25 protein-coding genes are annotated in these 22,101 nt (G+C 38.2%); 19 read left to right on the top strand and 6 right to left on the bottom strand.

Annotated elements, in window-relative coordinates; all coding sequences use genetic code 11:
* Positions 1 to 7: 7 nt before the first annotated feature.
* From OSO01_RS16305 to OSO01_RS16230, 16 genes are all read left to right on the top strand, one after another.
* Complete coding sequence (locus tag OSO01_RS16305) at positions 8 to 652, top strand: adenylate kinase (protein WP_077605103.1); 645 nt, start codon at positions 8 to 10, stop codon at positions 650 to 652.
* Between the two features lie 455 nt (positions 653 to 1,107).
* Positions 1,108 to 1,326 carry a translation initiation factor IF-1 gene (infA, locus tag OSO01_RS16300; protein WP_040985051.1) on the top strand — a complete coding sequence of 73 codons (219 nt, stop codon included), beginning with the start codon at positions 1,108 to 1,110 and terminating at the stop codon, positions 1,324 to 1,326.
* Between the two features lie 31 nt (positions 1,327 to 1,357).
* Complete coding sequence (gene rpmJ, locus OSO01_RS16295; RefSeq protein WP_010095733.1) at positions 1,358 to 1,471, top strand: 50S ribosomal protein L36; 114 nt, start codon at positions 1,358 to 1,360, stop codon at positions 1,469 to 1,471.
* Between the two features lie 23 nt (positions 1,472 to 1,494).
* Positions 1,495 to 1,860, top strand: a complete 366-nt coding sequence (rpsM, locus tag OSO01_RS16290) for a 30S ribosomal protein S13 (RefSeq protein WP_147211525.1) — start codon at positions 1,495 to 1,497, stop codon at positions 1,858 to 1,860.
* Between the two features lie 21 nt (positions 1,861 to 1,881).
* The gene (gene rpsK, locus OSO01_RS16285; RefSeq protein ID WP_040985036.1) at positions 1,882 to 2,271 is read left to right on the top strand and encodes a 30S ribosomal protein S11; all 390 of its coding nucleotides are present in this window, start codon (positions 1,882 to 1,884) and stop codon (positions 2,269 to 2,271) included.
* Between the two features lie 205 nt (positions 2,272 to 2,476).
* Positions 2,477 to 3,421, top strand: coding sequence for a DNA-directed RNA polymerase subunit alpha (locus OSO01_RS16280; RefSeq protein ID WP_077605101.1), 945 nt, complete (start codon positions 2,477 to 2,479; stop codon positions 3,419 to 3,421).
* 43 nt (positions 3,422 to 3,464) lie between these two features.
* Positions 3,465 to 3,818 (top strand): 50S ribosomal protein L17, encoded by a 354-nt coding sequence (gene rplQ, locus OSO01_RS16275; RefSeq protein ID WP_147211524.1) that lies wholly within the window; start codon positions 3,465 to 3,467, stop codon positions 3,816 to 3,818.
* A gap of 402 nt (positions 3,819 to 4,220) precedes the next feature.
* On the top strand, positions 4,221 to 5,063 hold the full coding sequence (locus OSO01_RS16270; protein ID WP_147211523.1) for an energy-coupling factor ABC transporter ATP-binding protein: 843 nt from the start codon (positions 4,221 to 4,223) through the stop codon (positions 5,061 to 5,063).
* Positions 5,039 to 5,908: an energy-coupling factor ABC transporter ATP-binding protein gene (locus OSO01_RS16265; RefSeq protein ID WP_147211522.1), complete on the top strand. Its 870-nt coding sequence runs from the start codon at positions 5,039 to 5,041 to the stop codon at positions 5,906 to 5,908. Before OSO01_RS16270 ends, OSO01_RS16265 begins: the two co-directional genes overlap by 25 nt.
* Positions 5,901 to 6,698 (top strand): energy-coupling factor transporter transmembrane component T family protein, encoded by a 798-nt coding sequence (locus tag OSO01_RS16260; protein WP_147211521.1) that lies wholly within the window; start codon positions 5,901 to 5,903, stop codon positions 6,696 to 6,698. Before OSO01_RS16265 ends, OSO01_RS16260 begins: the two co-directional genes overlap by 8 nt.
* 22 nt (positions 6,699 to 6,720) lie before the next feature.
* Entirely contained in the window at positions 6,721 to 7,494 is a 774-nt protein-coding gene (gene truA / locus OSO01_RS16255) for a tRNA pseudouridine(38-40) synthase TruA (protein WP_147211520.1), read from the top strand.
* A gap of 195 nt (positions 7,495 to 7,689) precedes the next feature.
* The gene (gene rplM / locus OSO01_RS16250; protein ID WP_077605095.1) at positions 7,690 to 8,127 is read left to right on the top strand and encodes a 50S ribosomal protein L13; all 438 of its coding nucleotides are present in this window, start codon (positions 7,690 to 7,692) and stop codon (positions 8,125 to 8,127) included.
* 19 nt (positions 8,128 to 8,146) lie between these two features.
* Positions 8,147 to 8,539 carry a 30S ribosomal protein S9 gene (gene rpsI / locus OSO01_RS16245; protein ID WP_077605094.1) on the top strand — a complete coding sequence of 131 codons (393 nt, stop codon included), beginning with the start codon at positions 8,147 to 8,149 and terminating at the stop codon, positions 8,537 to 8,539.
* 1,046 nt (positions 8,540 to 9,585) lie between these two features.
* Positions 9,586 to 9,969 (top strand): VOC family protein, encoded by a 384-nt coding sequence (locus tag OSO01_RS16240; RefSeq protein WP_147211519.1) that lies wholly within the window; start codon positions 9,586 to 9,588, stop codon positions 9,967 to 9,969.
* A gap of 261 nt (positions 9,970 to 10,230) precedes the next feature.
* Positions 10,231 to 11,268, top strand: coding sequence for a serine hydrolase domain-containing protein (locus tag OSO01_RS16235; protein ID WP_147211518.1), 1,038 nt, complete (start codon positions 10,231 to 10,233; stop codon positions 11,266 to 11,268).
* A gap of 217 nt (positions 11,269 to 11,485) precedes the next feature.
* Positions 11,486 to 11,998, top strand: a complete 513-nt coding sequence (locus OSO01_RS16230; RefSeq protein ID WP_147211517.1) for a type 1 glutamine amidotransferase domain-containing protein — start codon at positions 11,486 to 11,488, stop codon at positions 11,996 to 11,998.
* A 56-nt stretch (positions 11,999 to 12,054) separates the two neighbouring features.
* On the opposite strand, the gene OSO01_RS16225 is transcribed toward OSO01_RS16230, so the two are convergent.
* A complete protein-coding gene (locus tag OSO01_RS16225; protein ID WP_147211516.1) occupies positions 12,055 to 12,432 on the bottom strand; it encodes a winged helix-turn-helix transcriptional regulator in 378 nt (125 codons plus the stop codon).
* Between the two features lie 194 nt (positions 12,433 to 12,626).
* Between OSO01_RS16225 and OSO01_RS16220 the strand changes: the two genes are divergently transcribed.
* On the top strand, positions 12,627 to 13,205 hold the full coding sequence (locus OSO01_RS16220) for a DUF6944 family repetitive protein (protein WP_147211515.1): 579 nt from the start codon (positions 12,627 to 12,629) through the stop codon (positions 13,203 to 13,205).
* 135 nt (positions 13,206 to 13,340) lie between these two features.
* Here OSO01_RS16220 and OSO01_RS16215 read toward each other — a convergent pair whose 3' ends face one another.
* Complete coding sequence (locus tag OSO01_RS16215; RefSeq protein WP_147211514.1) at positions 13,341 to 13,775, bottom strand: Rrf2 family transcriptional regulator; 435 nt, start codon at positions 13,773 to 13,775, stop codon at positions 13,341 to 13,343.
* Between the two features lie 199 nt (positions 13,776 to 13,974).
* Here OSO01_RS16215 and OSO01_RS16210 point away from each other — a divergent pair, with 199 nt between their 5' ends.
* The gene (locus OSO01_RS16210; protein WP_147211513.1) at positions 13,975 to 14,613 is read left to right on the top strand and encodes an NAD(P)-dependent oxidoreductase; all 639 of its coding nucleotides are present in this window, start codon (positions 13,975 to 13,977) and stop codon (positions 14,611 to 14,613) included.
* 68 nt (positions 14,614 to 14,681) lie between these two features.
* Here OSO01_RS16210 and OSO01_RS16205 read toward each other — a convergent pair whose 3' ends face one another.
* Genes OSO01_RS16205 through OSO01_RS16195 form a run of 3 tightly spaced genes read right to left on the bottom strand, consistent with a single transcriptional unit; the run spans position 14,682 to position 18,861 of the window.
* The gene (locus OSO01_RS16205) at positions 14,682 to 15,533 is read right to left on the bottom strand and encodes a PRD domain-containing protein (protein WP_147211512.1); all 852 of its coding nucleotides are present in this window, start codon (positions 15,531 to 15,533) and stop codon (positions 14,682 to 14,684) included.
* A gap of 25 nt (positions 15,534 to 15,558) precedes the next feature.
* Positions 15,559 to 16,962 (bottom strand): glycoside hydrolase family 1 protein, encoded by a 1,404-nt coding sequence (locus OSO01_RS16200; protein ID WP_147211511.1) that lies wholly within the window; start codon positions 16,960 to 16,962, stop codon positions 15,559 to 15,561.
* 51 nt (positions 16,963 to 17,013) lie between these two features.
* Positions 17,014 to 18,861: a beta-glucoside-specific PTS transporter subunit IIABC gene (locus OSO01_RS16195; RefSeq protein WP_147211510.1), complete on the bottom strand. Its 1,848-nt coding sequence runs from the start codon at positions 18,859 to 18,861 to the stop codon at positions 17,014 to 17,016.
* Between the two features lie 506 nt (positions 18,862 to 19,367).
* Here OSO01_RS16195 and OSO01_RS16190 point away from each other — a divergent pair.
* Complete coding sequence (locus OSO01_RS16190) at positions 19,368 to 20,576, top strand: MFS transporter (protein WP_198048738.1); 1,209 nt, start codon at positions 19,368 to 19,370, stop codon at positions 20,574 to 20,576.
* A 232-nt stretch (positions 20,577 to 20,808) separates the two neighbouring features.
* Here OSO01_RS16190 and OSO01_RS16185 read toward each other — a convergent pair whose 3' ends face one another.
* Positions 20,809 to 21,957: an ArgE/DapE family deacylase gene (locus OSO01_RS16185; RefSeq protein WP_147211509.1), complete on the bottom strand. Its 1,149-nt coding sequence runs from the start codon at positions 21,955 to 21,957 to the stop codon at positions 20,809 to 20,811.
* Positions 21,958 to 22,101 lie beyond the last annotated feature (144 nt).

Below are 22,101 nucleotides of genomic sequence, written 5' to 3'. Positions count from 1 at the left end.
GAAACAATTGAATTTGATCTTAATGGGATTACCTGGTGCCGGTAAAGGCACACAGGCCGAAAAAATTAATGAAAAATACAATATCCCTCACATTTCAACTGGGGATATGTTCCGGTTAGCTATTAAAGAAGGTACAGACCTTGGTAAAAAAGCGAAGGAATATATGGACCAAGGAAATCTTGTTCCAGATGAAGTAACAATCGGTATTGTCAAAGAGCGCCTGGCGAAGGATGATTGTGCAGATGGGTTTCTATTAGACGGATTCCCGCGTACAATTGCTCAAGCTGAAGCACTGCAAGAATTGACAGCTGATTTGAATAAAACCATCGACTATGTATTACATGTGGATGTACCAGAAGAAAAATTGGTAGAGCGTTTAACTGGACGGAGAATTTGTCCGACTTGCGGAACAACTTATCATGTCGTTTACAATCCTCCAAAAGAGGAAGGTATTTGTGATAAGGATGGCTCCCAGTTAATTCAGCGAGATGATGATCAACCTGAAACGGTGAAGAAACGGTTAGCCGTTAACGTAGAGCAAACACAGCCATTACTTGATTTTTATCAAGATAAAGGATATCTTGTGAAGGTGGACGGTGATCGTGATATCGACGACGTCTTCTCCGACATTGAGTCCATTTTGGATAAATAAGTCAACTATTTAATGAACAGATTAGGTGCAAAACTCAGGTCTGAGAGTTATAATAGGTGAGATAATGTGTAATGCTTTTATCAAATACGCTAAAAAATTGGTTCATCAACCTTTTGATATAAAACGAACAATTGCCTAGGTGATGGTGAGTGCTGATATACGTTAACAAATTGATTCTCTTAACAAGATTCCATTTGTACGTATGATGCAGGATAGTGATTCAGGTCAGTACAATTGATATCTCGGTTGTGAACGGCCGGTTGTCCTACGCTGGCCAATGGAGGAAGCAGTGTTCTAATAAATCATTTCAAATGATGATAGTACGCTAAATGTACGTTTAATATTTCCCTGCAGGGTGCCGTTGATTAAGAACGGCTTTTCACAAAAGGGGAATGAGGCTTTATCCTTGATTTAGATAAGGTTGTAACTGATTTGAAGAAGGGAGATCACACACAATGGCGAAAGATGATGTTATTGAAGTAGAAGGTACAGTGACAGATACATTGCCGAATGCGATGTTTAAAGTTGAGCTTGAGAATGGCCATACAGTATTGGCACATGTATCTGGTAAAATCCGTATGCACTTTATCCGCATTTTACCAGGCGATAAAGTAACGGTTGAACTTTCTCCGTATGATTTAACCAAAGGACGAATTACGTACCGTTATAAATAAACGAGCTCCGATCTAAAAGGAGGTAATGATGATGAAGGTAAGAGCATCTGTAAAACCAATTTGCGAGAAATGCAAAGTCATCAAACGCAAAGGTAAAGTAATGGTAATTTGTGAAAATCCAAAACACAAACAAAAACAAGGCTAAAAAACAGGAGGTGCTAGCACTCTATGGCACGTATTGCAGGTATTGATGTTCCACGTGATAAACGTGTAGTAATTTCTTTAACTTATATTTATGGTATTGGAAAAACTACCGCACAGGAAGTCCTTAAAGAAGCAGGCGTTTCTGAAGATACTCGTGTCCGTGATTTAACGGAAGACGAATTAACAAGAATCCGTCAAGCGATTGATAGCTACACTACAGAAGGTGACCTTCGTCGTGAAGTATCTTTAAATATCAAACGTTTAATTGAAATCGGCTCATACAGAGGTATTCGTCATCGTCGCGGATTACCAGTTCGTGGACAAAAGACAAAGAACAACTCTCGTACTCGTAAAGGCCCACGTAAAACAATGGCTAACAAGAAAAAGTAATGTAAGGAGGTAAGCTTACAAATGGCACGTAAAACAAATACGCGTAAACGTCGTGTGAAAAAGAATATAGAATCGGGCATTGCTCATATCCGTTCTACTTTTAACAATACAATTGTTACAATTACGGATACTCAAGGTAATGCTATCGGCTGGAGCTCTGCTGGTGCTCTAGGATTTAAAGGATCAAAAAAATCAACTCCGTTTGCTGCACAAATGGCTGCTGAAACAGCTGCTAAGTCTGCAATCGAAAATGGCATGAAAACATTAGAAGTTACTGTTAAAGGACCTGGCGCTGGGCGTGAAGCTGCAATCCGTTCTTTACAGGCTGCTGGATTAGAAGTTACTGCAATTGTTGACGTAACTCCAGTTCCTCATAATGGTTGCCGCCCACCAAAACGTCGTCGTGTTTAATTTAACCGTATAGAATTTGTCAGCCTTGGTCATAATGGTTGATAAAACGTACGGTTATCTACATGTTGTAGATAAACAGATTCCAAAGACAGTTCGTACGAAAGATTTTTAGGTAGAGCAGAAACGCCAACTGCCTATTTGAGGAATTTCGGTTAGACTTTGTGGTCTAGCCGGGGTTTCGACGTTTTAAAGGAGGGTTTGTTAAATGATCGAGATAGAAAAGCCAAAAATTGAAACGCTTGAAATTAGCGATGATGCTACTTTTGGTAAATTCGTAGTTGAACCGCTAGAACGTGGATATGGTGCCACACTTGGAAACTCCTTGCGTCGTATCTTACTATCCTCACTACCAGGTGCTGCTGTGACAACCGTTCACATCGACGGAGCACTGCATGAATTTTCAACGATTGACGGGGTTGTGGAGGATGTAACAACTATCATTCTTAACTTGAAAAAACTTGCACTTAAAATCTACTCTGATGAGCCGAAAACATTAGAAATTGATGTTCAAGGTGAAGGAGTCGTAACAGCTGCAGACTTAACGTATGATAGTGATGTAGAAGTGATGAACCCAGAGCTTCATATTGCTACATTAAACAGTAAAGCTAACCTTCATATGAAGTTAACTGCTGAAAGAGGTCGCGGTTATCGTCCGGCAGATGAAAACAAGTTTGATGATCAACCGATTGGCGTTATCCCAATTGATTCGATTTTCACACCAGTATCACGTGTTACGTATCAGGTAGAGAACACACGTGTAGGTCAAATTGCTAATTATGATAAACTGACATTGGATGTTTCAACTGACGGTAGTATTCGCCCTGAAGAAGCTGTTTCTCTAGGCGCGAAAATTATTACGGAGCATTTGAATATTTTTGTCGGCTTAACGGATGAAGCACAGAACGTGGAAATTATGGTTGAAAAAGAAGAAGATCAAAAAGAAAAAGTAATGGAAATGACCATTGAAGAGCTTGATCTTTCTGTTCGTTCTTACAACTGCTTGAAGCGTGCTGGTATCAACACCGTTCAAGAGCTTGCAAATAAATCTGAAGAAGATATGATGAAAGTTCGTAATTTAGGACGTAAATCATTAGAAGAAGTAAAAGTAAAATTAGAGGATCTAGGATTAGGTCTTCGAGATGATGACTGATAAACCAGTCACCTGTAGAGTTTCGAAAAGGGAGGGATAGTCCGTGGCTAGAAAATTAGGACGTACAACAGATAGTCGTATGGCTCTTCTTCGCAACCTTGCATCTGATTTAATTATTCATGAACGCATTGAAACAACAGAAGCAAAAGCGAAAGAGTTAAGATCGATTGTAGATAAAATGATTACTCTTGGAAAGCGTGGCGATTTACATGCACGCCGTCAAGCTGCAGCATTTTTATACAACAAAGAAGCGGATGAAGAAAACAACGTAGTTCAAAAATTATTTGATGATGTTGCTGCGCGCTATGAAGATAGACAAGGTGGATATACACGCGTTCTTAAACTTGGTGAACGCCAAGGCGATGGCGCTAAAATGGCAATCATTGAGTTGGTTTAATTACTAAAACGGCAAGGGGCAGGACTCAATCTCTCTCAGAGGTTATCCAAGCCCTTTTTTTGTATTGAAAAATTATATGATTTTTACGAAGAGAGTTCAGAGGGCAAGTGAAGTTGATAATTGCCGCTACAGAAATACACTACGCTTTCCGTGGGCTTGTCCTCAGCCTCCTCGAAAAAAAGAAGTTCACTTTTTTCTGCGGGGTCTTCACACTGCGCATTCCCACAGGAGTCTCCGTGTATTTCTTCCGCTAGATATATACTATTAATTTTATTTTTCAATAGCAATAATAAAACATTTATTTATAACAAATACTTTCTTTCATCAAATAAAATCGATAAAATAACCATAATAGATAAAGCAAATTACATAATAGAAAAAACAGGAGAAGGGGGTGTCTGGATGGATAGAAAAAAGCTAGTAGAGTTTAAAAATGTTTCCTTTCAATATGAAGAAGAAGGAGCACTTGTGTTAAATCAAGTCTCTTTTGATATCTATGAAGGTGAGTGGGTTGCTATTATCGGTCATAATGGCTCTGGAAAATCAACCATTGCCAAGCTGCTTAATGGACTGCTAATGCCAAAGGACGGGGAAATCATTGTTGATGGCAAGAGAGTAGATGATGATACTGTCTGGGATATACGGAAAGATGTAGGGATGGTCTTTCAAAATCCAGATAATCAATTTGTTGGTGCAACAGTTCAGGATGATGTCGCATTTGGTATGGAAAACAGAGGCATACCCAGAGAGGAGATGAGAGAGAGAATCCAGCGCACCTTATCTGCTGTACGTATGCAGGATTACTTAATAACAGAGCCGCACCGTCTATCTGGTGGACAAAAGCAGCGTGTAGCCATTGCCAGTGTCTTAGCAATAGCTCCTAAGGTATTAATTTTGGATGAGGCAACTGCTATGCTCGACCCGACAGGCAGAAAAGAAATTATGCACACGGTGAATGATATTCAGGAATCAGAAGGGCTTTCCCTGATTACCATAACGCATGACCTGCAGGAAATTGTTCAGGCAGACCGTGTGATTGTCATGAATAAGGGGCAAATCTGGGAGGAAACAACGCCAAGAGAGCTTTTTTTACAGCGGGAAGAATTACGTGAAATTGGGCTGGATGTGCCATTTGTTGCCCAATTAACCGATGAGCTGAGGAAGCAGGGAGTTCCATTAAAAGAAGCAGCATTAAACCACGAAGAGTTGTTGGAGGAATTATGGAAATTCAATTCAAAGATGTAAGTTATATTTATCAAGAGAATACACCTTTTGCCCATAAAGCCCTTGAGCACATCTCCTTTACGGTAAATTCTGGTTCGTTTGTGGCGGTTATCGGTCATACCGGCTCAGGGAAATCAACACTCATTCAGCATCTCAATGGACTGAGCCTTCCGAGCAGGGGAGAGATAAACATTGGTGATTTCCATCTGAGTGCAGACGGGAAGCCAAAGAATATCCGTGATTTAAGAAGAAAAGTCGGTGTCGTTTTTCAATATCCGGAGCATCAGTTATTTGAAGAGACAGTTGCCAAAGATATCGCCTTTGGACCAAAGAATTTTGGCGTAGAGCAGGAGGAAATCGATCGTAGGATAGAGAAGCTTCTTCCTGCTGTCGGTCTGCCAAAGGAAATATTAGAGCGTTCCCCATTTGATTTAAGTGGCGGACAGAAGCGGCGAGTCGCTATTGCAGGAGTGCTGGCAATGGCTCCGCAAGTTCTTGTGCTGGACGAGCCGACTGCGGGACTTGATCCACGTGGACAACGTGAAATTATGGATATGTTTTATCAGCTGCATCAGGAGCAAAATCTGACAACGGTATTAGTGACACATAGTATGGAGGATGCACTGGCTTATGCAGATAAAATTATTATCTTAAATAAAGGACAAAAATATATGGAGGGTCATCCGCTTGACGTGTTTAAACAAGCAGAGAAGCTGCAGGAGGTACAATTAGGACTCCCGGAGGTCATTCACTTTCTAAACCAGTATAATGAGCGTTTTGGCACTTCTTTAACCTATCAATATCAACCCATGCCGGAGTTAGCAAAAGAGATCAAGAAGCGGCTGGAGGTGGGGTCTCATGAATAATGCTCTGATTATTGGCCAGTATGTTCCTGGAAACTCCCTTATTCATCGGCTGGATCCAAGAACGAAAATTACGGTAGTTTTTTTCTTTGTTATTATTGTATTCTTTGCAAATAATGTACCAACATATAGCTTGTTAACGGCATTTTCGGTGCTCTGTGTACTTATTTCACGGGTACCGCTGCGATTTATTCTAAAAGGACTGTTGCCCGTCTGGTTTTTAATTATTTTTACATTTATCCTGCATTTAATTATTACAAATGAAGGGAATCTTTTAGTTGATTGGGGATTTATTAAGATTTATAGCGGTGGAGTTATCCAGGGTTTTGCGATTTCCTTACGCTTTTTCCTGCTGATCCTGACGACTTCTTTATTAACATTAACAACAACGCCGATTGAAATTACCGACGCGATGGAGGAAATGCTTCACCCACTGAAAAAGATTAAGTTCCCTGTTCATGAGCTGGCATTGATGATGTCTATTTCCTTGCGCTTCATTCCAACACTGATGCAGGAAACGGATAAAATATCCCGCGCGCAGGCGGCCCGGGGCGTAGATTTTCGGACAGGACCTGTCAAGGATCGGGTGATGGCAGTTATTCCACTGCTGGTTCCGTTGTTTGTCAGTGCATTTAAACGCGCTGAGGATCTGGCAATGGCGATGGAAGCCCGCGGCTATCAAGGCGGGGAAGGAAGAAGCAAGCTCCGTGAATTACATGTAGGTACAAAGGATATTCTGGTTTTAACCGGTTTTGTACTGATGCTTGTGGCGTTGTTTGTCTTAAGACAGTAATGGAAGGAAAGGAACTGTACAAATGGAAAGGTTAAAATGCACGATTTCTTATGATGGTTCAGGCTTTGCCGGCTTTCAAGTACAGCCCAGGCAGCGGACTGTCCAGGGTATGCTGGAAAAAGCCTTAGCAAAAATCCATAAGGGGGAAGCGATCCGGATTCAAGCATCAGGAAGGACGGATACAGGAGTCCATGCAGTCGGCCAGGTTATTCATTTTGATACGCCTCTAACGATTCCTGAGCATAATTGGAAGCAGGCTATCAATACACTCTTGCCTGATGATGTCCATATATCTCATGTCGAGCAGGTCAGTGATTCATTTCATGCCCGTTATAGTGTGAAGCAGAAAGAGTATCATTATATGGTTTTAAACAGGGACGAACCGGACGTATTCCGCCAGAACTATGCATTGTATTTTCCCAAAAGCCTCAATATAGAGGCCATACAGGCTGCCTGTGAGTATTTAGAGGGCACACATGACTTTACTACCTTCTCTTCTGCGAAATCGACTGTGAAAGGCTCAAAAGTGCGGACATTGTATCATGCCTCCTGCAGGAAAAAAGGAAATGATATTGAATTTATTTTTCGTGGGAGCGGCTTTTTATACAACATGGTGCGGATCATGGTCAGCGCGCTGCTGGATGTAGGAGTTGGGAAACGTAATCCAGAGGATATACCGGTGCTTTTAGCCGCAAAAGAAAGAGGGAAGCTCGGCAAGACAATTTCTCCAAATGGACTGTATTTATGGGAAGTAAGCTATCATGAGCAGACGGAAGAGAAGCATTTTGAAGATTGAATGAAAAAGAGAAATAAAAAACGAGATTTTTTTAAATTACTTTCGTACTAGGCTTGACTTTTGGTCTTGAAAGATATAAGATGATATATGGCATTTTATTTCTAAACCATGATTAGCCCCGGAATCTAATTATGTTAAGAATAAAAATATGATTACGAATAGTAAAGAATGATTGATATATGGAGGGAAAAAATTATGCGCACAACTTTCATGGCAAATGAAGCAAATATCGAACGCAAATGGCTAGTTGTGGATGCGGAAGGGCAACGTTTAGGACGTTTAGCAAGCGAAGTAGCTGCTATCTTACGTGGTAAACATAAACCTACGTACACACCACATGCAGACACTGGTGATTATGTAATTATCATCAATGCAGATAAAATTGAATTATCAGGGAACAAAATCAATGACAAAATGTACTACAATCATTCCCATCATCCAGGTGGATTGAGAGCTCGTAACGCATACGAAATGCGTACGAAATATCCTGAAGAAATGCTTGAAGTTGCAATCAAAGGAATGCTTCCAAAAGGACCTTTAGGACGTAAAATGAAGAAGAAATTGTATGTATATAGAGGCGCTGAGCACAACCATCAGGCTCAAAAACCAGAAGCTTACGAACTTCGTGGATAATTAAAGGGAGGTAAATGAATTGGCACAAGTACAATACTACGGCACAGGACGCCGTAAAAAGTCAACTGCCCGCGTACGTCTAGTACCCGGTACAGGAAACATTACAATTAATGGTCGCGATGCTAGAGACTATTTTCCATATGAAACACAATTACTAATCTTGAATCAGCCGCTTGCTACTACAGAAACTCAAGGAACTTATGACGTTCTTGTAAATGTACACGGCGGTGGATTCACTGGTCAAGCAGGTGCAATCCGTCACGGAATCGCACGTGCATTGTTACAGGCAGATCCAGAATATCGTGGATCACTTAAAACTGAAGGATACCTTACTCGTGATGCTCGTATGAAAGAGCGTAAGAAGTATGGTCTTAAAAAAGCACGTCGTGCTCCTCAGTTCTCAAAACGTTAATATCGTTGTTATATCAATGTTTATGGCACTTCTCATTTATTTGGGAAGTGCTTTTTTATTTGCAATGAGAGCAGAAACAGGTGCACGCTTTACAGCTTCTAAAGGTAAAGAGAATACAATAACGATTAGTCCAGTTCTATAAAAGATCAAAGAAATTTGCTCCGATTTATATTTTTGCAATAAAATTATATTGGAAATATTCTCTAAAATAGGTATAATTAGATTGTTCACTAACAAATATGAGGTGCATGATGAATATAAAAATACTGGGGCAGGGGGTATTTTAAATACTGCTTATTACTTAATCTAAGCATTATTAAAATAGTTTCAGCATTTCTTATTATTTTGATTAGCTTCCTCTATAAATCGACAAGAAAATTGTATACAAAGTTATTAGATTTTTCTGTAATGAAAAAATTCAACCTATTTTGGATTTTATGGGCTTATTTATTATTCTATTATCTCAGCCATATTTTCTTTAAATGTGGATTCTTTATGAATGCGCAGTTAGTTAGTTTCCATTACTTTCTTATGGGATTATATTGCAGGTAAACTTGAAAAGAATAGGGTGAAACTAAAGTGAGAAAAGTAATAATGATATTGATAACAATGATTATTCAATTACTATTGATCTTAGCAATAACTGTGATATACCATTTCTCTTTTATTGATACGCTCTTTGTTACATGCTTTTTAATATTATGCCTGACTTGGATTATTTCTTATTTTGGTAATTACAATGGAAATAATCAGCAAGTCTCAGATAGGTATCAAGGTGGAACAGATTATAAAGTCAAAGTTTTTAGGTTAAGACTTAATCCGGTTTTAATAGGAATTTATTTATTTTCTACTCTTGGAATATTATTTAGTTTTTTATACTATATTCCTTATTTTATTTGATAACTTGATTTGGTTGTATTCTAATTAGAATAGGAATTCTAATTACTTTAGGAGTCACCAATGGTACGTTTAACCATTTGATATACGTCTGTATGCTTCGGATCAACAATGAATAAAAAACTAAACAATATTTAAGGAGATAGAAAATGAAGAGCCTTTTAATAGAATCACATTGTATATTTCCAACAAAGGATATCATAAAAACTGCAAATTTTTATGAACAGAAATTAAGATTTAAGGCTGTTCATTATTTGAATGTGGATGAACCCCATATCTGTTTGTATCGTGATACAACAGAGATAATTCTAATCAAAACTAATGGACAAAAGGCAATTCCGAATAGAGACTTATATGGTTATGGATACGATGCTTACTTTATTACAAAAAATCAAGAAGAGCTTCAAGAAGAAATGATCCGCTCTGGTGTGAAGATAGTCCATTCCTTAAATGATACAGATTACAATAATAAAGAATTTGTAATTGAAGATATAGATGGCAGATGGATTGCTTTTGGGATTAAAGTTGGTTGAGGGGTGTGCTGAAATAACAAAACCAAGTAAATTAATATAATATTATCTAAAACAAGTTATAACTAAAGTGTACACGATTTTTGATTTATTAACAGATTATTGCCAAAATAATTGTGTTATGATACACTCACAATAATTATACAGGTGATATAAGTGAGATAACTTATGTTGGTGTCCTTAATGGTTAAAAACAGTAATGTTGCGCAGTGCCTCCAATCATAGTGGGGGCACTTTCTTTATTTTTAAAGGAGAGTGGATAAAATGCTATTAAAAAATGAATGCGCAAGCTTGTTTGAAGATGTACATACTCATGTAAAAGAAAGTGCTAAAAAGCTGGGTTCCAGTGGTGGTGCTCTATTTATTATCCATAACGAAAAAATTGTAACAGAGTCTTATTTTGGTAAACAATCGAGTACGAAACATGCTCGGGATGTTAAAGCAGATACGCAATTTCATATTGCATCTGTAAGAAAGACTTATATTGGATTTGCAGCTGCTTATGCGATATATCATGGCTATTTTTCCATTGATGACTCGATTCAAAAATTTGTTGAAGATTCCCATGTATCCCCATCCCCGTCCCCATATGAGGTTGTAACCATTCGTCATTTATTAACCCATACACATGGACTTAAAATAGAGGATGGTAAATTAGTAAGTGAATATAAACCTGGTTCATCATGGGCATACAGAGGTCCAAGTATCGAATTGCTGGCAACGATTATCAAAAAAACAACAGGGAAATCCGTAGCTGATATTGTAAAAGAGCAGGTGATTAATCCGGCCGGCTTCCAATCGACAGAATGGATTAAGATGAGCCAGCCTCATTCAAAAATTTCTGATACTATTCGAGATACTGATAACGTCTTTTGGACGGAGATGGATATGGTAGATGGTTCCGGAATGAATATGTATGTGTCTGCAAAAGAGCTGGCCTTATGGGGATACCTTCATTTAAAAGAAGGGAAATGGGGAGGAAAACAAATTATTCCTAAAGAAATTATTCAAATGGCAACATCCATTCAGACTCCGAATACCAATCTTCCTATTCATAAGAATGGATTTTTATGGTTTATAAAAGACACGAACCATCCTTTTAACCAAATAGGTGATAGTGTTCCTAAAGGTTCTTATCAATTACTTGGTTATACAAATGTAACGCTGCTCGTCATTCCTGAGGAAAATGTAGTTGCAGTAAGAATGTTCAACCGTTATGGTTCGTCGGAAGGATACGATTATCTCAACGATGTGAGGGCTTTTGGAGACACTGTTTATGAATGTTCTATAAAGACAAAGTAATAATCGTATACATAATCAAGTGGCCAAACCGCCGTATGATTTGGTTACTATCTTTCTTGATAGTTGATATTGAAAGGGAAAGGTATAATAATCCTTGAAACTAGCTGTATAGCATCAATAGTTACCTATAAGTAACCTGCGCTCCCAAAAGTGCGTTCTTCACAGGCCCGGGAATATTTGATACCATAAATATAAACTAATGAAGGAGGAATATGAAATGGCAAAACACATTGCAGCAATTGTTACAGATATGGTAGAAGAGATAGAATTAACAGGTCCTGTAAAAGCTTATAAGGATGCAGGTCATACAGTAGACGTCATTAGTGATGAAGCAGGTAAGATAATTAAAGGTAAAAATGGAGAGGAATTAAAAGCTGATAAAGGAATTGAAGAAGTGAAAGCAAGTGACTATGATGCATTATTAGTGCCGGGTGGATTCTCTCCAGACTTACTCCGTATTAATCCAAAAAATGGTGACTTCGCAAGAGCATTTATGGAAGCTGATAAGCCCGTATTTGCAATTTGTCACGGTCCTCAGTTTTTAGTGGAAACGGATTTATTAAAAGGCAGGGAATTAACAAGCTTTGTTTCTGTCAGAAAAGACTTAAAAAATGCAGGAGCAAGTGTAAAAGATGAAGAAGTTGTCGTTGACAAGAATTTGGTTACAAGCCGTACTCCTGACGATTTGCCAGCCTTTAACAGAGAGGCACTAAAGCTATTAAATAATTAATTTAAAAATAACGGTCAGATCGAGAATCTGGCCGTTATGTTATTTTTCAATTAATTCTAACTGATGAGCCCTTCATTTTTTAGTTGCTCAATCCGCATTTTCCCCCAGTCATACATCATCTCAATGATAGGTAATAATGTATACCCCAGTTCTGTCATGGAATACTCTACCCTAGGCGGGCTCTCTGGATAAACTTTGCGGCTAATCACACCGTCCTCCATTAATTCTTTTAATTGATTGGAAAGCGTCTTATGAGAAATATTTTTAAAAAGCCGTTGCATGTCATTAAAACGATGAGGTCCCTCGACTCCCAAGTGCCATAAAATAACTACCTTCCATTTACCGCTGAAGATAGAAAGTGTCATTTCCTTCTCACAATGGTAATCCCCATTCTGCAATTTTACTTGTATTTCTTCTCGTAATGTATTGCACACAAGTGTCAACTCCTCTCCCTTATCAATTTAATACTTTTAGGATAATCCTGAATCAATTCAACGTTTCTGTCCAGTAATATGATTTTGAAGCTAAGTATACCGAAATTCATTTTCTGTTGTATTTATTATTGGTCACGAATCGCTGAAGAAAGAATACAATAATCAGAACCAATATGAGCGAGGATGACTTACATATGAACAACCATTGGAAAGAAATACTTGGTAATTCTCTCTCAACAATTGGCACAATACAAGCAGCTATTGGCAGTACACCACAATTTCATTTAAATCAAAACCAAAGCTATCAATGGAGATTGATAGGAAATGTACTACAGGCATTGGGAAGCGCCTTATCAGCTGATGGGCAGGGTGGACCTTCGCTTGAAAGACTTGGGGATAATATGCAGGCTGCCGGTAATTCAACGGTTATTACCGGACTGCTGCTTTATGGCACATCTGATACAGAAACAGAACAAAAAATAATTATTTCAGGAAATTGGATTCAGGCATTAGGAAGCTTTACCGCACTTGCAGATGAATTTTTTGATAATACAGAGGAGGGCAGAGCAGAGAATATCATTGGGAATTTGTTACAAGGTATTGGAAATGCTCTGCAGGCCTTAAGCGGTGTTCAAGTGCTGTATGGAAACAGCATAAATCAAGGACAGCTTGGAGTGGCGGGAAGCTGGATACAAACTGCCGGCTCGGTAATAACTCTGATTGGTGAATTTTTAGAGGAATCTGAGGAAATCCGTTTAGGTATAAGTGAATAAAAATAATGAGGTGTGGACATGAACGGAAGCATCTTGTTGAGCTGCGGATGCCTTTATATTGTGCAGAGAATTGTTTATTCCCTAGGGCTCTAGCCAATAGTAAATAAAAAACGACATTCAAGCAGCGAATGCCGTCTAACTTATATTTTCTTTTTTGATAATATCATCTACAACATTTTCAACCGATACATTTCCGAGAGACTTCTCCAATGCTTTTTGAGCAGCTTCAAACACTGGTACAATAGCTGCTTGAATATTCCTTCCCACGGGGCAATCGGGATTTGGATTGTCATGCACGGAAAATAACTCTTTTTCCTGTACAACATTTACTGCCTTATAAACATCAAACAATGTTATATCGGATAAATTCTTTGCAAGTTCAGCTCCTGCAATCCCAGGCTGGACTTTTACTAATCCTGCTCCTTTAAGCATCCCTATAATCTTCCTGATTACAGCTGGATTTGTATTGACACTTCCTGCTAAAAACTCAGAAGTGCTTGTGCCATTTTTATTTATCTCAATGAGAGCTAATATATGAATACCTACAGAAAATCGACTGCTAATGGACATGCTTCTCACCTTTCATATTATAAATCGATGTATTCCAATCATACACCTGTAACCAATATTATTACAAGCGTATTCCTATTTTAATAGCCGTGAATAAGGGGCATAGTATTAAAATATTGACAAAAATTCTAGTTGTAACTATGATAGTTACATGTAATTAGCATAGTTACAAATGATATTTCTTAAAGGGGATAATAAAATGAAGATTGCTATTATTGGAGCAAGTGGTAAAGCAGGAAATTTTATTTTAAAAGAAGCGGTAAGTCGTGGACATGAAGTGACTGCCATCGTAAGAAATGCTTCAAAGCTTGAAGAGAAAAATGTTGCAGTTATAGAGAAAAGTATATTTGATCTAACATCTGAGGATTTGAAGGAGTTTGAAGCAGTTGTTAACGCCTTTGGTGCACCTCTTGGTGAAGAACAGGCTCATGTTGATGCTGGACATGCATTCATTGATGCATTAAAAGGAACGAATGCCAGAGCAATTATTGTAGGTGGAGCTGGAAGCCTTTATGTCGATGAAGACCAGACAGTTACGTTGGTGGAAACTCCTGATTTTCCAGATGCATTTGTCCCGACTGCTAAAGGACAGGGACGAAACTTACAGGAATTACAAAAGACTTCTGATATTACGTGGACATTTATCAGCCCTTCTGCAGTATTTGATGCGGAAGGAAAAAGAACCGGCTCTTATCAAACTGGAAAAGATAATCTTCTAGTTAATTCAAAAGGTGACAGCTACATCAGCTATGCAGACTATGCTATTGCGGTATTAGACGAAATTGAAAATTCAAAGCATATAAATGAGCGCTTTACAGTTGTCGGCGAAGCGGAATAAGTATTTGCGAATTTATAAAAATAACCTCAAAGGCTAAGGCACCTTTGAGGTTATTTTTATAACAGCAGTTATGATTTACCAGGTTCATCTCTTAATATCCGGTTTATATGGATAATTAAATAAATTTTTTCCTGCCGGCTTAAATCAATACTATATTTTTGTTTTATAAAATGCGTAATGCTTTCAATAATCTTATTCTCCAGCTGCATCGATTGACTTAATTGGTCAAACAGTATGTCTGTATCTGTGTCTTTAAAAATTTGATTTTTTATGATTCTTTCAGCAAAAAACTTTAGATGTGTAATAAATCTTGTGTAGGAAAGACTTGCTTTATCGAAATTGGCACTGGATTTTCTTTGAACAATTGCTTCAATATGATCAATCAATCTGGTGATTTGCGTTTCTTCATTATAGGATTCTGAATTTAAACGTGCATTGACAAAATGCATCCCAATGGCAGAGGCTTCACTTTCAGGAAGCTCAATTTCCATTGTTTGATTAATCAGGTTTACTGCGAATTTACCAATTGAATATTCCTTTGGATAATATTTCACAATCTCGACATAGTTAAATTTCTCTCCAAGGTTTCCTTCATGAAATCGGCGGACAACAAAAGAGATATGATCGGACAGCGACAGGTATAAGTAATCCATTACTTCCATATCATATTCTTTTGTTGCAAATTCAATGATTTCTTTCACAAGATTAAAATACGTATCATCCAGCTCACTTGCAAGCTGTATAAAGTTCTTCAAAATCGTTTTGTCTTTTAGGATAAATGTTTTCTCTATTTCAGAATCTTGAATCTTGCAGCCAATTGATTTCTTATATCCGATTCCCTTGCCCATTAAAATGTATTCATTTCCAGAATCATTGATTGCCAATACTAAGGAATTGTTCATCACTTTTACGATCTGCATGGCCACGTTCCTATTCCTTTGCTGATTAATTTAATCCGTTATTTTTAATAACATCCTGATACCAGTAAAAACTATCCTTCTTAATTCGGCGTAATTCTTTGAGATCAAAATCTTCTCTGTCTATATAAACCAGACCATAGCGTTTCATAAAGCCTTGGCGGGAGCTTAGCAGGTCCATAACAGACCATGGGCAATACCCAAACAGCTCGACACCATCTGAAATGGCATCATTACAAGCAGCAATATGATCTCTCAGGTAGTCAATACGGTAGTCATCATGTATTTTACCATCTTCTGTTAACTGATCGCCAGTTCCTAAGCCATTTTCGGTGATAATCATTGGCAAACGGTACTTTTCATAGTAGTCGTTGAGTAGTAGTCTTAGTCCTGTCGGATCTACTTGAATTCCGTAATCTGTTACTTCGAGATTCGGGTTTTTCTCAATTTTAAAGTATCCATATAAGTCGAAATCAATATCATTTACTTTCGTTCCGAATGGATGAGCTTCATCTGCAGGAAGATAGCTGGCTACTAAAGTACGGTAATAGTTTACGGCAATATAATCCGGCTTCGAAGCTTTTAAAATTTCTTCATCCTCTGGTTTTGTTTCCGGATAAATATCACATTTCTTAAGATATTCTTTATAGTATCCCGGATACTCACCGAAACAATACATTTCCAAGGCATAATTCGTTTTGAAATTATCATTCATTCTGGCTGCCCATACATCTTCTGGGCGGTTTGAGCTTGGATAGGTCATTGTAGAAGATACCGCCGGTCCGATTTGTGCGCCTGGAAGCATGTCACGGCAAGCGTTGGTAGCAAGTGCATGTGCTAAAAACATATGATAATCCATTTGTGCTCTTACTTTTTCAGCCTGTTCACTTGGCACATCGTACATATTCATGCGGATATCAACACGAATCATAAGATTTTGTTCATTGTGCACCTGCCAATGCTTTACACGATCGCCGAAAACTTCGAAGCAGGTTTTAGCAAACTTTTCAAAAGCGAAAGCACAATCACGGCTTTCCCAGCCATTGTACTTTTCAACAAGGGCAAATGGGAGGTCAAAATGATACAGCGTTACAAATGGAATAATATCATTCTCTAATAAGAAATCAATCACGTTATTATAGAAATCTATTCCCTTTTGATTCACTTCTCCGTCTCCATCTGGAATAATTCTCGCCCAGGAAATAGAGAAGCGGTAAGCTTTTAACCCAAGTTCCTTCATTAAAAGAATATCTTCTTTATAGTTATGGTAGAAATCACTGGCAACTCTGGTATCTGCTTGTACATCTGATTTTTGGAAAGCATTATAATCAGCTACCGTTTTACCTTTGCCATCCTCGTTCCATGCTCCTTCAACCTGAAAGGCGGAGGAGGAAGCTCCCCACCAGAAATCTTTGCTGAAATAGTTTGTCATTATCATCACTCCTATATATTTTTTAATAATTATTTATCAAGCAGTTCTATCCTAATTGCTTTCTACAATGGAAACACCTTGAAACTGCGAAGAATTGGTGACAACCATCGGGGTGGTGAGATCATATCCTTTTGCTTCTATTTCTTCTATATTAAATGAGACAATTTTCGTTCCTTTACTTATCTCATCACCAGCGTTTACATGGGCTTCAAAACCTTCACCATTTAATTCGACGGTATTAAAGCCTATATGAATTAATAATTCAGCACCATTTTCGAGCTGCAGCCCGATCGCGTGTAATGTTGGGTAGAGAACGGATACCTTACAGTCGGCTGGCGCTACTACCTCACCTGCAATCGGGTAAACCGCTGCTCCTTCTCCTAATGCGCCTGATGCGAAAACTTCATCCTTTACTTCAGACAATGGAATCAGCTTTCCTTGGACTGGTGAAGGAATAGTTACTTCTGTATCTGTTACTGTATTTGGAGTATCCTCATTGCTCTCATCAAAACCTTCATCTGTTGCATCCTCCTCTTCAGGAATATCTTTAAAACCAAATAACATCGTCATAGCAGCAGCTCCAAAGAAGGCAATCGCAATACCAATAATATAACATAGGAACGCTTTTGTACCTGCTTCAATATAGACGGGAATGGTTAAAAATCCCTGGTTGGCAAAGGCTGTACCATAGGATCCGCCCCAGCCCATCAGACCGCCGCCTATCGCTCCGCTGATAACCGCATAAATCATCGGCTTTTTCAAACGGAGGTTAACGCCGTAAATGGCGGGCTCGGTAATTCCGAAAAGGGCTGTTACGGTTGCTGTTGCAGATAACGTTTTTAATTTCTTATTTTTTGTTTTCAAAAAGACTCCCGCAGCAGCTCCCGCCTGTGAAAAGTTAGCAGCTCCTGCAAATGCCAATAGATTCTGCTGACCAGTTTGTGCTACATCATTAATTCCAATTGGCAGGATTGCTTTGTGAGCACCAAATATAACAAGAACACACCAGATTCCGCCAATAAAAGCACCTAATAATGTTGGGCTGATATCCATAATGATATAGTACAGCCAGTTTATGAAGTTACCTAAGTGAATTCCGATAGGACCGAAAATAATTAAGGTTGCTGGTACCATTACTAATAGAGTAAAAGTTGGCACCATAATAATTTTTAAAACTTCTGGTGTAATACGTTCGAAAAAGCGTTGTACATACGCCATGATAAATACTGCAATAATGATTGGGATAACTGTTGATGTGTAATTTGCTAATGTTACAGGAAGACCCAAAAAGGTAACAGCTGCATCTCCAGTCATTATTTCAACCAGATCAGGGTAACATAGAGTTGCTGCCAGCACCATTGCAATTAATTCATTTGCCTTAAATACCTTCGCCGCTACATAACCAATCATAATTGGGAAGAAGTAAAATAAAGCATTGGAAGTCGCATCCAGTATCTGATACGTATTATATTCTTTAATATCCACATTCCAGTAATAAGCGGCAATCATAACTGCAAGAGCCAGAATTCCTTTCAGCATTCCGGATGCAGCAATGGCCGGGATAATCGGAATAAATATGGATGTAAATGTATTTAAAATCCGGCTTCCGATAGACCCTTTACTCTCTTCTTTCTTTTCTTTCGTTTTGTTTAAATCACCTAAAAGAAGTTGAATTTGGTCATGTACTTCAGCCACTTTATTTCCAATAACAACCTGATACTGTCCGCTATTCTCTACGACCGAGATAACCTCGTCCATCTTTTCTAAATTTGCCTTGTTTGCTTTTTCTGTGTCGTATAAAGTAAAACGCAAACGTGTATAGCAGTGGGTTAATCCGGAAACATTTTCTTTTCCGCCCACATTGTTTAAAATGTCCTGCGCCACCTGTTGATAGTTCATGTCTTTTTCTCCCTCGCTATAAATTAATCCACTGGCCAACGGATAAAATGTAAAGAACACATATTGACACAAAAAAAGACCAAACGTACACATTTAACCTCATGGAAAAAAAGCATAGTTTTCCCCATGATTATTAAAGTGTACATTTGATCTTGCCTGCATTATCAGTAACACGTCAAATGTATTCCGGTATTTTGCTTTGCACATATGTTAACACGCTTTCTTTTTTGATGCAAGCGTTTTTTAAATCTTTTTTCTGTGAAGAAATAAGAAATAAATGACACTTGTGCAAATTTTAATCTTAGGATATGATACTGCATTAGAACTTTGAAAATGGAGATTGTACTGAAAAATCTTTGTTTTAAAGCGGCTGAAAAAGCAGGAAAACTACTGGTAATCCAATAAAAAACACGAGAAAAGGGGACCGGATATGCTCAGTGAACCTTGAATTTTCTCAATATTTATTTGGAAACATTTTACTGCAAAAAGAAGGAGTAATGAAAAAGATGAGTAATACACAGAAAAAGCAGGCATCATTGATTTTATGGATTGTTGTATGCTTCTGGTTCGCCCAATATGTTTACATTCCCTATCAAACTACGTATCTAATTTTGGCGAACATTTCCAGTAACCTGGTAGGAGCTATTATTGGTGCATACGGCATTTCCCAGCTTATGCTCCGGCTTCCCGCAGGTATTTTGGCAGATCTTAGCAGCAATCACAAGCTGTTTATCCTATTTGGTTCTTTATTTGCGGGCGGTGCCTCTTTAAGCAGGATTTTGCTGCCAGATGGTATCGGTTTTTTCCTCGGTAATATTTTATCCGGAACAGCAAGTGCGACCTGGATTTCTTTTATGATTCTCTATATGAGCTTTTTCTCCCAAAATGATCAGATACGGGCAACCAGCAGGATTATTATGGCTAATAATGCCGGTATGCTGCTTGGCTTTGTAACCAGTACGCTCCTCTATGATAAAGTCGGCATGATGATGATTTGTGCTTTTAGCTTAGCGGCAGGACTTATAGGCTTTGTACTCGCTTTCTTTCTTCGATCAACCAAACCATCTAATTACATGAATAAGGTTTCCTTCAAGGAATTAATCAAGGTGACAGCAAATAAAAATTTAGTTCTTTTTTCCTGTTTGGCATTAGTGCAGCAGGGTGTGCAAATGTCTACCACGATGTCTTTTACAAATCAGATTGTCCAGGAGCTTGGCGGTTCTAATCTGGTCATCGGTGTATCGTCTATTATTTATATGCTTTCAGCTGTCGTTTTTGCCAGGTTAGCTTCCACTAAATTCCTGGAAATGATGTCTATTAAGCTATGGATTTGTTTTAGCTTTCTTTTCCTCGGCGTTTACTGTGTATTAGTTCCCCAGACAGATTCAATCGTGATGGTTTGCCTCCTGCAGCTAATACCTGGTATAGGTACAGGGGTTTTGTTCTCACTGCTGACCTCCAGTGCCATGCAAACAATTCCTGAACAAAAGCGTTCTACAGCAATGGGCTTCTTTCAAGCAGTCTACGCGCTGGGTATGACTGTTTTTCCAATAATTAGCGGGAGTATTTATGAGCATTTATCCATGAAATATGCCTTTATTTTTTTAGCGGGAACGTGTTTCCTGGCAGGTACGGTTTCTTTTGTTCACTTTAGAAGGCAAGAAAAAAGTGGAAGGGGAGTAGATAAAAAAAGTGAGGTGTATCATCAAATTTAAGTGGCAGGGTAAACGATTAAGTACTTAGAATAGTTAATAAAATAAAAGTCTCACTACTTTTTTGTTAATGTTTGAGCAAGTAGTGAGACTACATTATTTTGGTTCTTTATACTAAAGGTTTATTCAAGTCCAATTTTGGTATTGCAATCCCGCGGCGTTGCTAACTTAAACTTTGTTTCTTGGACAAGTGAGGGACGAAAGAAACGAAACCTCCACTGATTGAGGTTTCACTTTATTTCGATAATCCTAAAATTAATTCTTTGTAGATATCAAAGAATGCAAAGTAGTAATCTTTGTAAACATATTCATCTGTTTTATGCGCCATTTTCGTTTCACCTGGTCCAAACATCATGAACGGGAAGTTATCATCTTTCCCCCGTAATAAATTTGATGCATCTGTCACCCCGGGTGAACCTTTAACTGAGATTTCTAAACCTAGATGTTTTTTACCAATCTCTTTAGCAAGGTTAACCATCTTAGAATGCTTTGAAGAGAAAACGCTAGGTAATGACATGGTTACTTCAATATCAATATGAGCGCCTTCTTTATTGAATTTATCAGCTGTTTTGTTGAATAAATCAATCACTTCATCGTTATCAAATTCCGGAATAGTACGCACATTTAATTCAGCTGCTGCCTTATCTGGAACGGAGTTTACTTGGTTTCCGGCATTAAAAATAGTTGTACTCATAACCAATTTGCCCAGGACCTCATTTTTACGGTCATCGCCATTCAATTTCTCGTCTAACTCTAATAGATATTTCATCAATGGATTAATCGCATTATAGCCTTGTTCAGGCATAGAACTGTGTGCTGCTTCACCAATAGATGTTATGTGCAAGTTAAGCGATCCTTTGTGAGAGTAAATAATTGTGTCATGAGAAGGTTCGGCTACCCATAGATAATTTACATCATCCATATAGCCTTCTTCGTATAATTTTTTAGAACCCGCACCGCCGACTTCTTCTCCAGTGGTTGCCATAAAACGGACAGTTCCATTCTTTAGTTTATTATTTTCTTTGAGTTCAATCATCACTAAAACAAGGTTTACTAAACCTGCTTTCATATCATCCGTTCCACGGCCGTATAATTTTCCGTCTCTTTCTATCAATGTGAACGGATCTGAAGTCCACTCGTTCTCATCACCGGGAGAAACGACATCCATATGACCGGAAACACCAATGACCGGACTTCCGCTGCCAATGTCAGCGACTAAGTTAACACGAGAGTCTGTTACTGGCACAATTTTAGATTCAATACCATATTCAGCGAATAAATCCTTTATGTAATTTGCTACTTCAATTTCATTTTCATTAACAGATTTAATTGCTATAATGTCAGATAAAATCTTTATCTTTTCATCCTCAGTAAAATGTTTCATGCTGCAACCCTCCCAAATTTCATTGTCTATTTTCAGTGAGAATATAACTATATATTCCCTAAAATGCTTTCGTATAAACGGGATGGGTTTAGAACAAGTGTGACCGAGAAGAAACAGATGTTTTGTTGAAAGTAATAGGAAGGT

The organism is Oceanobacillus sojae, from assembly GCF_007991515.1.
Classification (GTDB): domain Bacteria; phylum Bacillota; class Bacilli; order Bacillales; family Amphibacillaceae; genus Oceanobacillus; species Oceanobacillus sojae.
This window is presented reverse-complemented; position numbering and strand designations above follow the sequence as displayed.

What these genes read in the sequence shown, in the direction of transcription:
- truA (WP_147211520.1), top strand. Translation starts at nt 6,721, where the DNA reads ATGGAAAGGTTAAAATGCACGATTTCTTATGATGGTTCAGGCTTTGCC.
- OSO01_RS16195 (WP_147211510.1), bottom strand. Translation starts at nt 18,861, where the DNA reads ATGAACTATCAACAGGTGGCGCAGGACATTTTAAACAATGTGGGCGGA.
- rpsK (WP_040985036.1), top strand. Translation starts at nt 1,882, where the DNA reads ATGGCACGTAAAACAAATACGCGTAAACGTCGTGTGAAAAAGAATATA.
- OSO01_RS16200 (WP_147211511.1), bottom strand. Translation starts at nt 16,962, where the DNA reads ATGACAAACTATTTCAGCAAAGATTTCTGGTGGGGAGCTTCCTCCTCC.
- OSO01_RS16265 (WP_147211522.1), top strand. Translation starts at nt 5,039, where the DNA reads ATGGAAATTCAATTCAAAGATGTAAGTTATATTTATCAAGAGAATACA.
- OSO01_RS16235 (WP_147211518.1), top strand. Translation starts at nt 10,231, where the DNA reads ATGCTATTAAAAAATGAATGCGCAAGCTTGTTTGAAGATGTACATACT.
- infA (WP_040985051.1), top strand. Translation starts at nt 1,108, where the DNA reads ATGGCGAAAGATGATGTTATTGAAGTAGAAGGTACAGTGACAGATACA.
- OSO01_RS16220 (WP_147211515.1), top strand. Translation starts at nt 12,627, where the DNA reads ATGAACAACCATTGGAAAGAAATACTTGGTAATTCTCTCTCAACAATT.
- rpmJ (WP_010095733.1), top strand. Translation starts at nt 1,358, where the DNA reads ATGAAGGTAAGAGCATCTGTAAAACCAATTTGCGAGAAATGCAAAGTC.
- OSO01_RS16240 (WP_147211519.1), top strand. Translation starts at nt 9,586, where the DNA reads ATGAAGAGCCTTTTAATAGAATCACATTGTATATTTCCAACAAAGGAT.
- rplM (WP_077605095.1), top strand. Translation starts at nt 7,690, where the DNA reads ATGCGCACAACTTTCATGGCAAATGAAGCAAATATCGAACGCAAATGG.
- OSO01_RS16210 (WP_147211513.1), top strand. Translation starts at nt 13,975, where the DNA reads ATGAAGATTGCTATTATTGGAGCAAGTGGTAAAGCAGGAAATTTTATT.
- OSO01_RS16185 (WP_147211509.1), bottom strand. Translation starts at nt 21,957, where the DNA reads ATGAAACATTTTACTGAGGATGAAAAGATAAAGATTTTATCTGACATT.
- OSO01_RS16190 (WP_198048738.1), top strand. Translation starts at nt 19,368, where the DNA reads ATGAGTAATACACAGAAAAAGCAGGCATCATTGATTTTATGGATTGTT.
- OSO01_RS16205 (WP_147211512.1), bottom strand. Translation starts at nt 15,533, where the DNA reads ATGCAGATCGTAAAAGTGATGAACAATTCCTTAGTATTGGCAATCAAT.
- OSO01_RS16215 (WP_147211514.1), bottom strand. Translation starts at nt 13,775, where the DNA reads ATGTCCATTAGCAGTCGATTTTCTGTAGGTATTCATATATTAGCTCTC.
- OSO01_RS16280 (WP_077605101.1), top strand. Translation starts at nt 2,477, where the DNA reads ATGATCGAGATAGAAAAGCCAAAAATTGAAACGCTTGAAATTAGCGAT.
- OSO01_RS16230 (WP_147211517.1), top strand. Translation starts at nt 11,486, where the DNA reads ATGGCAAAACACATTGCAGCAATTGTTACAGATATGGTAGAAGAGATA.
- rpsM (WP_147211525.1), top strand. Translation starts at nt 1,495, where the DNA reads ATGGCACGTATTGCAGGTATTGATGTTCCACGTGATAAACGTGTAGTA.
- OSO01_RS16270 (WP_147211523.1), top strand. Translation starts at nt 4,221, where the DNA reads ATGGATAGAAAAAAGCTAGTAGAGTTTAAAAATGTTTCCTTTCAATAT.
- OSO01_RS16260 (WP_147211521.1), top strand. Translation starts at nt 5,901, where the DNA reads ATGAATAATGCTCTGATTATTGGCCAGTATGTTCCTGGAAACTCCCTT.